Origin of the sequence: Marinobacterium iners DSM 11526 (assembly GCF_900107855.1) — a bacterium.
In the GTDB taxonomy this organism is placed as follows: domain Bacteria; phylum Pseudomonadota; class Gammaproteobacteria; order Pseudomonadales; family Balneatricaceae; genus Marinobacterium; species Marinobacterium iners.
Genome location: NZ_FNRJ01000033.1, coordinates 1 through 13,541, shown reverse-complemented (window position 1 = coordinate 13,541; position 13,541 = coordinate 1). Strand labels below are relative to the sequence as shown.

Below are 13,541 nucleotides of genomic sequence, written 5' to 3'. Positions count from 1 at the left end.
TCTGGCGGCCTACCGCGGAATAGGTGTGGAGGTAAAACGCCTGATGACCGATAACGGCCCTGCTTATCGTTCCCGTCGGTTCAATGCAGTTTTACAACGGGAAGGGATCAAGCATGTGTACACGCGCCCATACACGCCCAGAACGAACGGCAAGGCGGAGCGTTTTATACAGACAATGATCCGGGAATGGGCGTATGCGATGCCCTATGCAAACGACATATCAAGGACATGGGCGCTGACAGATTGGATCAACCACTACAATAAACAGCGCCCTCATGGCAGTATCGGAAATCTACCGCCGGTGTCTCGAATACCGAAGCTGCGTGAACAACGTGTTTAGTATTCACAGCTAGACACTAAAGCATCTAAGTATCGTATGATGGCCATTGAGTGTGTTACTGACATGAAACTAACGAAAAGGAAAGCGCTGGAAATAAATTCTTGTAAGTCTTTTTTTCAGTTTGTTCGAGAAGATTATCCCAGGCTGAAGTCAGACCTGGAATCAGCTGAATTGAAAGCTAAAGATCAAGGACGTTCTGAGGGGCTTCAATCAGAAATTCTTCGAGAGAAGCTTGTTTTTATCATGTCAGTTCGTTCCCATATGAGCATTGCGGGTACAGTGTCCAAAGCGATAGGTGAATAAATGTATAATAGTCAGCAGTACGTATGTCCAGTAAAAATCACCGGGCTGGACGTTAGAAGCATAAAATCATGAGATACAGGTTAATCATATTCTTACTACTCATTTCAGGAGCCGCATTCGCCAATCCGTATGATGGGGAGGTGTCTATGTTCGATAACGGCAAAGAAGTGACAAAGACCTACCATCAAATGCTACGCGAGAAATCACTTGAGGGATTGTCTCCATTATCAAAGCAGGTTCATGAACTGGCGCTTCAGGTATTCGACAATCCAAACTCGGCTGACGCAAAGAAACGTTACTTTGAAAGTTTCCCCAGGTCTTTTAGGTTATTTATGGATATATTTCAGCCAAATTCATTTAGTGAACTCTATGATGGGTATATTTATATACATCTAATTGACTCTCTCGCCAGTGAATACCCAGAAACGGTTGGCAGCATCTACCTAAAACTCGCGAGTAAAGCCTGTTTAGATGCTGATGCTCCAAGCTATTTAAGGCATAACCTTGTTGCTTTTGAGGGTCGTTATCCAGAAGTTTACAAGAAATACTACAAAAACCTTACATCAGATCAGCAGCATAATGTTGAGCTATTTAAAAAGGCTTCAATACATAATGGTGGCAAAGGTGTATGCAACTTCTAACACAGCGCTCAAAATTGACGCCCATTAGCTGCTCTATGTATCGTGTGATGCTTGGTTCACGTGATGGCTCTGCCATGAAGTGGAGCGTCAGACGTCACTCCCAATGACAGCTTGGCGCAACACGTCCCTGGCCGCTTCAGTGGGACAAGCAGCTCGCAGCAACTTCTGAAATTTGAAACACTCCAGATGTGAAGGCGCGGGGCATTCTGCAACGTGCCGAAGCATGTTGCTCAAGGTCTTCAGTTTGCGTGCCTAGCGATCGAGTTCATCAGCACGGGCATCGGCGATGCACAAATATATCTCTGCTTCTAGCACACAATTTTTTTTAGCTCCGCTCAACACCTGGGGCTTGCCTCGACTTTCAATCACTATCTATCATAAGCGCCAGCCTCCATTTGAAGGATATTTTATGAAAAAGGAACTTGTTCTGGGCTTCGGACGGCTCAGCCGTTTGCGCTTCATGGCGTATCTCAACCTCTGGCACCTGCTTGCCTTCGCTCCTCTGACACTCTGGGCACTTCTGGCCACGCCCGAGGCCTCCAGTCTTCTGACCTTCACCGTTGCCTCGGTTGTGGTATTCAACCTGGTCGCTCTCAAAATGGTCGCTCAACGTTATCGTGACGCCGGTGCCAGTGGCTTCTGGTCGCTCATTTACCTTATTCCTCCCGCAGCTCCCTTTATTTACCTGATTCTGGCAACAGTGCCCGGCGACCGGGACGATAACCGCTTCGGTAAGGCACCACCAAAAAGCCCCAGGTGGCTACTCATCCCTGCCTTGTTGCCATTGATATTGCTGATTTGGCACTGGATTACCCTCATCAACCTGCTGTTCAGCAGCGCACCCTTATTGATGGCCGGCATGACGCTCTAGCTAATCCGCCGAGTACCATAGTACCTGTGGACAAGCTGCTTTAAATTTCTGTGTAGTTCCCACGGTTCAGTGGACACCTCAATCTAGTTCAGGCGTTATACCTTCAGGATAAAACGGTGAACATCTCCAGATTTTCAGATTTAACCCAGCTTTCCCCTCATACCCTACGGTATTACGAGAAAATAGGCTTGCTTTCCAATATTTCTCGGAACAGCAGTGGTCATCGTATCTACACCACTGCTGATGTCGAATGGGCAAAGTTCATTAATCGCCTTAAGGCAACAGGCATGCCCTTAGAGCAAATCCTGGAATATAGTAATTTGCGTGCTCTGGGTGAAGAAACTTTCGAACAGCGACGGCTGTTATTACAAAAACATAGAGATGCCCTGAAACATCGGATTGAAAGCGAATTGGAACATTTGCAAGCTCTTGACGCAAAAATACATTATTACGACGAAAATAAATCCTTGACTTAGAGTTAACTCTAACTTGTAGCCTTGTTTTGTTTAATCAAATAGAGGCATAAGACATGACTACAACTAGATATGACATTGGTTTAAGCAAACTCGCAGAGATTGACGGAAATGCAGGTCAGAATGTGATTGAAAGCCTTCAGAGCATTTGCCCTGATCTGGCCCGATACACTATTGAGTTTCCATTCGGAGACATTTATCAACGTCCGCAATTGGATTTGAAGTCCAGAGAAATAGGCACTGTCGCAGCACTTACTGCTATCGGTCATTGTGCTCCACAGCTGAATGTACATATAAATGGCGCGTTGAATGTCGGTTGCTCTCCGGAGGAGATCATCGAAATAATATTACAGATGGCCGTTTATGCTGGTTTTCCAGCAGCATTGAATGGCATGTTTGTAGCTAAAGATGTCTTTATTGAACGAGGATTGATAAAGGCATAGCAAGCGGCGTCACACAGCCAAACCGGGTGCTTTTGTCCGTCTCGGACCAACATATGGTGTTCTGGGCATGTCGCATCCCGGATTATCATTGGAGCGAATTTCCTTGTGCCTTAATTACGCTCAAGGCCGGTCATGATGACTTGTCGGAAGATGAGATCATACTATTCGAGACGGCACCACGTGGGTGGTACCGTTTCGATTCTCAGCGCTTGCGTGATTAGCTTCTGATTGCTCAAAGTGAAACGAGGAACAGGCCTGCCACCATCACCACAAGTCCCTGCAACCTAGGCAAGCTGACGGGCTCACGTAGCCAGATCACGCCGATCAGCACACCCAGGGGAATACTCACCTGACGTAGTGCCACCACATAGCTGACTTCGCTCACCATCGACATGCTGACCAATATCAGCAGATAGGTGCCGATAATGAAGCTGCCCGCCAATAGCGTCCAGCCGAAGTCCGGCACGACCCTCAGTGACTCGCCAAAGCCCCATCGCACCAGTGGCAACATCCATATCAGACAGGCTGCTGCCTGTAATACGACAAAACTGCTGCCAGCGGCAAAAGCATCCATCCCCTGCTGCTTCATAAGCTGAATGGCGGCACTGTCGAGCACCGAGTATCCGGCCGTGGCGCACGCCGCCAAAAGTACCCAAGCGATAGCCGGGGTCCTGTAGTCGCGCCAGTGCCACTCACGCCAACACACCAATGGCAGTGCCAACGAACCCAGTATGATCAGGCACATGCCGATCAGATCCGTCGCCTGGAGTTGACTTTGGCCATATGTAATCAGCACCACTGCCGGCACGATCAATACCGGCAGCGCCCGCGCCAGTGGGTAGACGATATTCAGGTTGCCGTGTCTGTAGGCTTTGGCCAGACCAGTCAGGTAGAGGGTCTGGCAAAGACCTGAGGCCAGCAGCAGCCACCAGAAAGCAGACGGCAACGCAGTTACTTCCGGCCAGACGCGCAGCAGTAGTGGACTGAAAATCAACATGCCCAGCCCCATGGCCCAAGCATAAAAACGCACCGTCTGAGCAGTGCGCTTGCCGATCAGGTTCCAACCCGCATGCAGCAGAGCCGAAACCAGGATCAATCCGATAGCGGCAGGTGTCACGGTTTCTCGCCCATCGCCAGTCGTGCCGCGATCTCTTCCAGGCAGGGAATGACATCGGCAATGCTGTCGATGACATAATGAGCGCCACTGCCGATCATGCGCTTGTAGGCCACCGCGCGACGGGTGTCCTGCTCCACTTCTCCCAATGCCTGCCAGGCGTCCAGGCTCATGCCCACTTCGTTGCCGCTAACAGCGACGCCGATGGTCCACATACCCGCGTTCAAGCCTTCTTCGATACCGGTGAGAGTGTCATCGATTTTTACGCAGGCACAGAGGTGCTGTACGCCCAGATCCATGGCATTTTTCAGGCTCATATGCGGATAGGGACGCCCCTTGGGCACTTCCGTGGCGCAAACATTGCTGTCCGGGGTGTAGCCCTGCTCGGCAGCTCGGGCCACCAGGCCTTCAATCATGCTGCCCGCATACCCGGTGTTGGCACCGATGCGGATTTCATTGGCACGCATCCAATCCAGCGCCTCGGTCAGGCCTGGGATAAGCTCGGCAGTTTGTGCAATGGCATCAATCTGCAGAGGTACGAAGTCGTCATACAAGCGGTCAATATCGGCTTCACCCGGGTACTCTCCTTTCACGTCTTTCCATGCATCACGAATACGGGGATGAGTACACAGCTGGCGGATATGTTCACGCTTTTCGGTGCCCATGGGGCCGCGCGCTTCAGCTTCGCTGATCGGCACACCTTCATCGGCAAATAAACGTTGAAAAGCGCGGATCGGCGCCATGGAACCAAAATCCACGGTGGTGCCCGCCCAGTCCATGATCACGGCTTCAATTGGGCCTGTGTAACGGCGTTCAAACTGGTAAATCGGTGCAGTCATAACAATTTCTCCGTTGAATTCAGTTGGGTCAAGCGGTTGCCGCCGCGTTAAGAGCATGGATGGGCGCGCCGTTCGGTATCTGCAGCTCGTCCAGCACGGCGGCAACAGCAGTGAGGACAGCATCGATCTGCACATCATGCAGCTGGCCGATACAGCCCAAGCGGAAGCTGTCAGCTTCGGTTAACTTTCCCGGATAGATGATGAAACCGCGGGCTTTCATACGATCGTAGAAGGCCTGGAAATCGAAGTTCGAGTGGCCCGGCGAAAAGAAGGTGATGATGATCGGGGACAGCCACACATCGCTGAGCAGGGTTTCAAATCCCATGCGGCGCATGCCGGCGACCAGACGCTGCTGGTTGCGCTGATAGCGCGCATGACGACCGACGATCCCCCCTTCCGCTGCGTGCTCCTTCAGCGCCTGCAGGAATGCTGCTACCACGTGGGTGGGCGGGGTGTAGCGCCACTGGCCGGTTTTGGCCAAGTACTGCCACTGATCCAGCAAGTCCAGACTCAAAGAGTGTGCGTTACCTTTGGAAGCGTCCAGCGCACTCTGGCGGACCAGGCTAAAACCGAAGCCGGGCACACCTTCGAAGCATTTGTTGGCAGAAGAGATCAGTGCATCGAATTGAACGGTTTTGGCACTGATTGCTACAGCACCAAAGGCGCTCATTGAATCGATGATCAGGCGTCGTCCCTGACGTGCTACTGCTTCGGCGATCTCTTCCACCGGGTTGAGAATGCCGGAGCTGGTTTCGCAATGAACCAGGGCAACGTGAGTGATTGCAGGATCAGCGGCCAGTATCGCTTCCACTTCTTCACCACGAGGTGGCTCATAGTCACCCTTATCCAGAGCAACATAGTCACGACCCAAGTAATTCATGATCTTGCCCATACGCTGACCGTAGGCACCGTTCATGAGGATCAATAACTTGCCATCTTTTGGTACCAATGTCGCAAGCGTTGCTTCAACGGCAAAGGTGCCGGAGCCCTGCATCGGTACGCAAACGTGGCTGTCTTCACCGTCGATCAGGGCAACCAACTGCTGGCACAGCCGGGCAGTCATGGCACGGAAGTCACCATCCCATGAGCCCCAATCTTGCAGCATTGCCTGTTTAACGCTGAGGGTTGTATTGATGGGACCGGGAGTCAGCAGATAAGGCTGTTCTGTTTTCATGATCTCTCTCTTTCTGGTCTATACCAGTGTTTTTGAGCAAAAAAAATTGCTCCTTTTCTATTCAGGGCACCCCTCAGGTACCCGCCTGCATCAGCGCTGTCGCCAGCGCTGAGTGCGTTGCAGAATGCTATGGCTGATCAGCCAGTGAAGCCCTTTTGCCACCAGCGATGTCAACATCAGCAAGACAGCCATGGCTGCAGCCGGTGCTGTGTCCCCTACCTCATCCATATGCATTACCGCTACAGAGGCCAGCGTGGTTTCTGCGGAGTAGAGGAAGATGACGGCCGAAACCGTGGTCATGGCGTTGACGAACAGGTAAACGGAGATATCAAGCACCGCAGGCAGTGCCAAAGGCAGGGTTACTCGGCGCAGAGTGGTATAAAAGGGAACTTTCAACGAAGCTGAAACCGCCTCGAATTCATTGTCGATCTGCTTCAGGCTGGTTACAGCGGTCAGATGACATACTGTGTAGAAATGTACCAATGTATTCAGGACCAGAATCGCCATGGTGCCGTACATCAGGTTCAGCGGATTGTTTGGTTGGTTGAAGAAGAAGATATACGACAACCCCAGTACGATGCCTGGCACTGCCATCGGCAGCATGGCCAGCAGTTGTAAAAATTTACGCGCAGTTGGCATCGGCTTGATCTTCTCGCTCATGTACGCCACGAGGAAGACTACCGCAGTACCAATTAATGCCGTCCAGGCAGACATCTGTACCGAGTTGAAGTAGGACGCCCAGCCGCCTCCGTCCATCATGTCAAAATTGTAATTCTTGAGCGACAACCCCATGTTGTACGGCCAAAATGTGATGAAGGAGGCGTACACTGCCATACCCACCACCAACAGAAGAAAGCCGCACACGACAAAACAAAACAACGTCAGTAGAAGGTCACGCAGCATCGATCTGTTGGGCTGCAGCGGTATGGCTCTGGCTGAAAGCTGCGATGATTGGTGTCGCTGCACCCGACGTTCAACGACAAAGGACACCAGTGCCGGCAGTAACAGAATCACGCTGACCACCGCACCCATCTGAAAGTTCTGCTGCCCTACTACCTGTTTGTAGATATCCGTCGCCAGTACGTTGTACTGCCCACCAATCACCTTGGCGACACCGAAATCGGTGATGGTCAGGGTGAAAATCACAAAGATGGTGTTGATCAAGCCGTAGCGCACCGACGGCAGGGTTACGGTCAGGAACACGCGCCAGGGCGGTGTTTTCATCGACTTGGCTGCTTCGTATAGACGTGCATCGCTGTTGCTGAAGGCGGTGATAAGGATCATCAGAGCATGCGGAAACGCCCAGAAGCTCAGCCCCATGATGATACCTACTGGGCCGTAGATACTGTCCACCGGCAGCCAGTTCCTGAGAGTGCCCTGATTGCCGAACAGGTAGATCATACTCAATGCCGGCAGAAGCGATGGCGCAAACAGAGGCAGCATCGTCAACAGACGGAAACCCTTTTTGCCCACCATTCCGCTGCGGGTAAGGGCGTAGGCAAAGACAAAGGCGGTAGAAACCACGATCAACGTGGTCCAGACAGCGATATTGAGCGAATTCAGAATGGATTCGGTCAGCGCCGGATTACTGAAATACGCAGTGAAATTGCTTAGGCCGATGAACTCGCCGGCCCTGTTTTGCAAGCTTTTGACCAGCATAGTCAGCAACGGGAACAAAAGCGCCAGCAACAGAAACACCACACCGCCTACAACGATAGTGCGTTGCACCCAGATTTCGGTATCAAAGCCGCGCTTGGTGGCCAGACTCGGGATCGCGGACATCATCAGGCTCCAGCCACCTGCATGGCCGCGACACCCAGGTCCCTGCTATCGCTGCACCCCACTTTTGTGACGGGGATTTGGCCTTGGCCTTCTTGCGGGTAGAATTTGAGCGCCGCCGCCGGCACACTCAACCAGTACGATGCACCTACCGCCGGGTTCAGGCTATGCAGCTGCTCCACCGGCAGGTCTACATGGATCTGCGGCAACCCAATATCAAAGCTCATCTCAAGTCGTACGAATGCGCCCATGAAGTGAATGTGGTCCAGCCGAGCCTGGAACACGAACTGCTCATTGCGGTCCAGCCCCCAGGGAGTGGCATGCAGCTGCACGCTCTCGGGACGGAAGCCCAGCGTGCCTTCGTCACAGGGCGGTAGAATTAGAGGCACCTGTACATCCTTGTGTCCCAGCATCAGCTGGTTGTGGCCGAGCACACGAGCCGGCAGCAGGTTCATGCTACCGACAAAGCGAGCAACAAATTCAGTGGCTGGCTGGAGGTAAATGTCTTCCGGGGTGCCAATCTGTGCGATGCGGCCGTGATCCATCACCACGATGCGATCGGCCATGGTCAGCGCTTCATCCTGGTCATGGGTCACCATGATCGTGGTAATGCCCAGCTTGCGCTGCAGACTGCAGATCTCATTTCGCAGATGCAGGCGCACGCGCGCATCCAGCGCAGACAGTGGTTCATCCAACAACAGCAAACCAGGTTCGGTCGCCAGCGCACGTGCCAGTGCCACCCGTTGCTGCTGACCACCTGAAAGCTGACCCGGAAACTTGTTGCCAATATCAGGCAGGTGAATCTGATCCAGCAACAACTGGACTCTTTGTTCCCGCTCACGGCGGGGTATCTTCATGTTGGCCAGGCCGTAAGCAATGTTCTCGTTCACGGTCAGGTTCGGAAAAAGAGCATAGGACTGAAACACAATACCGAAATCACGCTGCTGCGGAGGCAAAGTTGAAACATCGCATCCAGCCTGCACAATACGGCCCTGTTCCTGCTGCTCCAGACCGGCAATGGCTCTCAACAGTGTGGTTTTGCCACAGCCGGAGGGCCCCAGGAAGCAGATGAACTCACCCTCGTTGATTTCCAGGGAAATATCATCCAACGCAGTGAAGCTGCCAAAGGACTTGCGCAGGTGCTGAATCTGCAGGTAAGCGGGTGTGGTCTTCATGCTCTATCTCCATCAAAACTGTGAGGGCTGAATCTCAGCCCTCCGAGGTGGCGCAGCTGATCAGTTTTTAGCTTCGCTCTTGCCGTCGTAACGACGCTGCCACTCTTTGAGAATGCGCTCACGGTTTAGCGCAGCCCATTCAAAGTCGTTATCGATCATGCGATCGGCGATATCCGCAGGATAATTTTCTACTGGCTTAGCAACGCCCGGCATGGCAACAACTGCAAAGTTGTCGTTGTAGAGCGTGTTGGCATCACGTGTAACAGCCCAATCCATTAATTTCTGGGCCGCGTCCAGGTTTTTGGTGCCTTTAACGATGGCGGCCGCTTCCATGTCCCAACCCAGCCCCTCGGACGGGAATGCAAGATCAACAGGAGCCCCTTGGCTGATCAGCTTGGCACCACGGTAGGCAAAGGAAATGCCGATAGGCGTTTCACCGGAAGCAGCCATCTTGCAGGGTTTTGAGCCAGAGTGTGTATAGCGGTCGATGTTCTGATGCAGGTCGTCCATGAATGCCCACCCCTGCTCTTCACCAAAGGTCTGCAACCAGCTGGTGACATCCAGATAGCCTGTTCCGGAAGAGTTGGGGTTCGGCATGACTACATGGCCCTGATACACCGGCTTTGTCAGGTCTTTCCAGCTTGTCGGTAATGGCAGGCCATGTTTCTCGGCCTCGATGCGGTTGTAGCAGATTGAAGCAACCCAGGCGTCCATGCCCACCCAAGAGGGGGTTGCATCCTTGTCTACGAACTGTTCACTCAATGCTTCAACACCCTTTGGTTTATAGGGCTGAAGCATCTGATGATCTTTCAATACCAACAGGCTTGTGGCGGCAACGCCCAGAATGGCATCGGCCTGAGGATTTTCTTTTTCCGCCAGCAAGCGCGCGGTGATGATGCCGGTTGAGTCACGTACCCAACGGATCTTGACATCGGGGTTGGCCGTTTCAAATCCTTTGGTGTAGGACTTGAGCTGGTCTGCTTCCAGGGCGGTATACACGGTCAACTCAGTGGCCGCGTTGACCGACGTGGCCGCTAAGGCGACAGCCGCCGCCAACAGGGTCTTTTTCAGGTTAAGCGTCATAGCGAGATCCTTATATCCGTTAAACAAGCGTTGAGATCCAGATTGCAATACCTCTGGTATATACCAGATGAAGTTTCACAGCATTCTGTTGCAAAAAAATGAAGATAATATTGCATGTTGTTTAACCGGATATTTTTTGACTGCGTGCCAGGGCACATTGAATACGAAAAGCTTCACTGAATGAGTCAACCTGGCCAAACCGATCAACCCTGAAGGGCTTCACATCAGTAAAAGGATCTCTTCCAAGGGCAATTTCTGCCAGCATGCGGCCAATACCACCAGACAAAGCAATGCCACCTCCAGAGCAGCCACTTGCCACCAGGAGCCCCGGCAACTCTGTAGTGCCAAGCAAGGGTTTGCCATCCGGGGTGTAGCTGGAAATGCCACTGATATAGTGCGCAATGCCCACCTGTTCCAATGCGGGAAAAACTCCAGAAAGCGAACTGTAGCCAGCTTCAAGGCAGTCCCAACCATCAGGATCACAGTTGAACAGATAGCCATGAATGTCTTCCGGCAAGTTTGACGCGTCACCGTAGACAGCCTGCTTATCACGCAGGCCGAACAACAAACCACCGACTTCCGGACGTGCATAGGCATTAATATCCGGCAGGATCACCATAGGGCTATTGACGGGGAAGAGTTTCGGATTCGCTTCGCTGATCCAGTAGTGGCTGCGAACGGGCGCCATTGCCATTGAAATGCCGTACTGTGCCAGCAGTGCAGCTGACCAGGGACCGGCACAACAAATGATTGTTTCAGCGTGCGTTTGGCCTTTTGGTGTCTCAACACCAACCGCGCGGCCTTGTTCAACCAGTAATCGTTCAACACGGCAGTTTTGTATGACCTCAACGCCAAGCCGTCGAGCTGCTGTGAGATAGCCTTGTGCCAGTTGAACGGGGTCCATGTAACCGTCCTCGGCAACAAACAGTGCAGTCCCGTCACTTCCTGGCTCCAGCCATGGTGATAAGGAGCGGATCTGGTCAGCAGAAAGACGGTCGGATGCCAGACCTAACTGACGTGCTGTGTTGGCTGTTTGCTGAAGATAATCACGTCCCGTTTCATCAGTCGCCAGATGCAGGCTACCCACCTGACGCAGTGGCAGGGGCTCATCGAGTACAGAATTTAATTCATCAATGGCTGCAAAGGTTTGAGCAACCATAGCCGCCATGGCTGGATCAGGACGAACTCTGGTAAGCAGTGCAGCCGCCTGACTCGTCGTGGCAGTTGAAACCATCCCGGCTTCAACCAGACGAATGCGAGCGCCTGCAGGAACCCTTTGTGCAAGTGCCCAGGCAGTCGCAGCACCAAGGATGCCACCGCCGATAATGAGAAAGTCTGTAGAAGAATGATGCATATTGCTCAACCTTAATCTGGTATAGACCAGATTATCGAGCTACATCATGACATGTCGGTGACAGAAATGTTTCATCAGATTTGCTTTGCACCACAGCCTCGGCTGCGGTCAGTGACGATCGCCAATGCGTACCGAGATTTTCAACGCATCGTGCAGCCAGTATTCCCGGTCCAGTTCCAGAAACTCGCCACGCTGATCAAAACTTAGACGTTGAATGTACAACCCTGCAGCACCTGGATTGACGCTCAAGGAGTCCGCTTCAAGCCCCTTCAGGGCAAGCGGGTATATCTCAATGTCACGGTGCTCAGGTCTCAGGTCATATTTGTCACGCAGCATCTGCCATATCGACAGATCGGTACTTTCACCCAGCAAGCCCGGGCAATGGGCAGGATTAATATAGTTGTGCTCAACCAGCAACCCGCGTTCATCTACATAACGGCGACGGAATACGTGATACACCGGCGCTCCGACTTCAAGACCACTGGCCTCGCTCAGCCAGGGAGACACCTCGGTCAGCTGCTTGAAAAGGGTTTCAGTACGCGGTTTGAACCCCTGTTCTGTCACATATCGATTAAAACCCACATCTCGGCTGGGGTCATAGCGAAGGCGCTCGGGGGTGATGTACCAGCCACGACGGTTGGACCTGAAAATCAAACCTTCCGCTTCAAGCTGTGACAGCGCCTGACGAATTGTGACGCGCGTGGTGTGGAAGCGCTCAGAGAGTTCCCGTTCGGAGGGGAGCCGTTGTTGGCTACTGAGCTTCTCAGCTTCAATCCAGGACCATAACTGATCACGAAGCTGAAGGTACACTGGGTAATCAAATCGCGACATTATTTCTTCTCGATAAAAGCCAGTATTCCAACAAGTGAGTATGACGATTAGATTACCATCAGTTGCGGCGCGAAGCTTGAGGATAGATGGTGGCTATGAAGCCAAAGGCTTTGAGCGAGAACGAGCGGATTCGAACGCTTGAGAAACACGGATCTACCGCGCTTGAAGAGCAAATCGATGAGCACACTGGACATCCTGAACTCGTTATGGAATATCACTCGTAACAAGATGTAGCTCTACATTCGTTATGAACCAAAAGGATTGCAGATAAACATGAAAAAATTAGCGCATGATATATGGATATTTGATGGTGAACCCGTTCAGTTCTTAGGGTTGCCTTTTTCCACTCGAATGACGGTTGTCAGACTCTCCAGTGGAGATCTATGGGTTCATAGTCCAATCAAATTATCTGAATCAATTACAGAGCAAATTGAAAGTTTGGGCTGTGTTAAATATTTAATTGCCCCCAATCATTTACATCATTTGTTCTTATCTGCATGGATTGCAGCCTATCCAAACGCAGAAGTCTATGGCACACGCGAGGTGATCAAAAAGCGTAGCGATATCTCTTTTCATGCCTCACTCAATAACTCGAAAAGCTATGCTTGGAACCCAGATATTGAGCAAGAACTGTTCTCTGGGTCTCCATTAATGGAAGAATGTGTGTTTTACCATAACAGTTCAAGTACGTTAATTCTTACTGATCTAATTGAGAACTTTTCTGGCCAAGACTTTAACCGCTTCCAACGGGTGGTGGCTAAAGGTGTTGGTATACTCGCCCCTAATGGAAAGATGCCTTTGGATTGGCGTCTAAGCTTCATGCTTGGTAAGGCGGATGCACGGAAGCACCTCAATAGGATGCTGTCTTGGAAACCGCAAATATTGGTTATGGCGCACGGTGAAATCGTCACTGAAAATGCAGACAAATTCTTACAACAGTCATTCAAATGGTTGATATGAGAAGCCTTTGAGAAAATCACGCCAATACCGCTGAGTTTTCATTGGCACCAGTTATAGGCATCACCGCTAGCTGTGAATACTAAACACGTTGTTCACGCAGCTTCGGTATTCGAGACACCGGCGGTAGATTTCCGATACTGCCATGAGGGCGCTGTTTATTG

At 51.7% G+C, this 13,541-nt stretch carries 15 protein-coding genes; 7 read left to right on the top strand and 8 right to left on the bottom strand.

The genetic code is table 11. The features are described 5' to 3' along the window. The 6 genes from BLV48_RS18315 to BLV48_RS18290 all read left to right on the top strand — a co-directional run. A partial coding sequence (locus tag BLV48_RS18315; RefSeq protein WP_139253909.1) for an integrase core domain-containing protein occupies positions 1 to 340 on the top strand: 340 nt, incomplete at its 5' end. A gap of 63 nt (positions 341 to 403) precedes the next feature. Next, the gene (locus tag BLV48_RS19265) at positions 404 to 643 is read left to right on the top strand and encodes a hypothetical protein (RefSeq protein ID WP_217633062.1); all 240 of its coding nucleotides are present in this window, start codon (positions 404 to 406) and stop codon (positions 641 to 643) included. A gap of 146 nt (positions 644 to 789) precedes the next feature. Next, a complete protein-coding gene (locus BLV48_RS18305; protein WP_139253979.1) occupies positions 790 to 1,284 on the top strand; it encodes a hypothetical protein in 495 nt (164 codons plus the stop codon). 409 nt (positions 1,285 to 1,693) lie between these two features. Beyond that, positions 1,694 to 2,155 carry a DUF805 domain-containing protein gene (locus BLV48_RS18300; protein WP_175527736.1) on the top strand — a complete coding sequence of 154 codons (462 nt, stop codon included), beginning with the start codon at positions 1,694 to 1,696 and terminating at the stop codon, positions 2,153 to 2,155. A gap of 116 nt (positions 2,156 to 2,271) precedes the next feature. Further along, positions 2,272 to 2,631, top strand: coding sequence for a MerR family transcriptional regulator (locus BLV48_RS18295; RefSeq protein ID WP_091828221.1), 360 nt, complete (start codon positions 2,272 to 2,274; stop codon positions 2,629 to 2,631). A gap of 53 nt (positions 2,632 to 2,684) precedes the next feature. After that, positions 2,685 to 3,071 (top strand): carboxymuconolactone decarboxylase family protein, encoded by a 387-nt coding sequence (locus BLV48_RS18290; protein ID WP_091828220.1) that lies wholly within the window; start codon positions 2,685 to 2,687, stop codon positions 3,069 to 3,071. Between the two features lie 232 nt (positions 3,072 to 3,303). Here the strand turns inward: BLV48_RS18290 and BLV48_RS18285 are convergent, their stop codons facing one another. The 8 genes from BLV48_RS18285 to BLV48_RS18250 form a co-directional block, all read right to left on the bottom strand. Then, positions 3,304 to 4,188, bottom strand: a complete 885-nt coding sequence (locus BLV48_RS18285) for an EamA family transporter (RefSeq protein WP_091828219.1) — start codon at positions 4,186 to 4,188, stop codon at positions 3,304 to 3,306. Then, positions 4,185 to 5,024, bottom strand: coding sequence for a phosphonoacetaldehyde hydrolase (phnX, locus tag BLV48_RS18280; RefSeq protein WP_091828218.1), 840 nt, complete (start codon positions 5,022 to 5,024; stop codon positions 4,185 to 4,187). Before phnX ends, BLV48_RS18285 begins: the two co-directional genes overlap by 4 nt. Before the next feature lie 28 nt (positions 5,025 to 5,052). Next, positions 5,053 to 6,198, bottom strand: a complete 1,146-nt coding sequence (locus BLV48_RS18275; protein WP_091828217.1) for a 2-aminoethylphosphonate--pyruvate transaminase — start codon at positions 6,196 to 6,198, stop codon at positions 5,053 to 5,055. Between the two features lie 90 nt (positions 6,199 to 6,288). Beyond that, positions 6,289 to 7,983 (bottom strand): putative 2-aminoethylphosphonate ABC transporter permease subunit, encoded by a 1,695-nt coding sequence (locus BLV48_RS18270; RefSeq protein WP_091828216.1) that lies wholly within the window; start codon positions 7,981 to 7,983, stop codon positions 6,289 to 6,291. Continuing rightward, entirely contained in the window at positions 7,983 to 9,152 is a 1,170-nt protein-coding gene (locus BLV48_RS18265) for a putative 2-aminoethylphosphonate ABC transporter ATP-binding protein (RefSeq protein WP_091828215.1), read from the bottom strand. Before BLV48_RS18265 ends, BLV48_RS18270 begins: the two co-directional genes overlap by 1 nt. A gap of 60 nt (positions 9,153 to 9,212) precedes the next feature. Further along, the gene (locus BLV48_RS18260; protein WP_091828214.1) at positions 9,213 to 10,235 is read right to left on the bottom strand and encodes a putative 2-aminoethylphosphonate ABC transporter substrate-binding protein; all 1,023 of its coding nucleotides are present in this window, start codon (positions 10,233 to 10,235) and stop codon (positions 9,213 to 9,215) included. A 121-nt stretch (positions 10,236 to 10,356) separates the two neighbouring features. Next, positions 10,357 to 11,589 carry an NAD(P)/FAD-dependent oxidoreductase gene (locus BLV48_RS18255; protein WP_091828213.1) on the bottom strand — a complete coding sequence of 411 codons (1,233 nt, stop codon included), beginning with the start codon at positions 11,587 to 11,589 and terminating at the stop codon, positions 10,357 to 10,359. Between the two features lie 108 nt (positions 11,590 to 11,697). Next, positions 11,698 to 12,420: a UTRA domain-containing protein gene (locus BLV48_RS18250; protein WP_091828212.1), complete on the bottom strand. Its 723-nt coding sequence runs from the start codon at positions 12,418 to 12,420 to the stop codon at positions 11,698 to 11,700. Between the two features lie 273 nt (positions 12,421 to 12,693). Here BLV48_RS18250 and BLV48_RS18245 point away from each other — a divergent pair, with 273 nt between their 5' ends. After that, positions 12,694 to 13,380, top strand: a complete 687-nt coding sequence (locus BLV48_RS18245) for a DUF4336 domain-containing protein (protein ID WP_091828211.1) — start codon at positions 12,694 to 12,696, stop codon at positions 13,378 to 13,380. Positions 13,381 to 13,541: the final 161 nt, after the last annotated feature.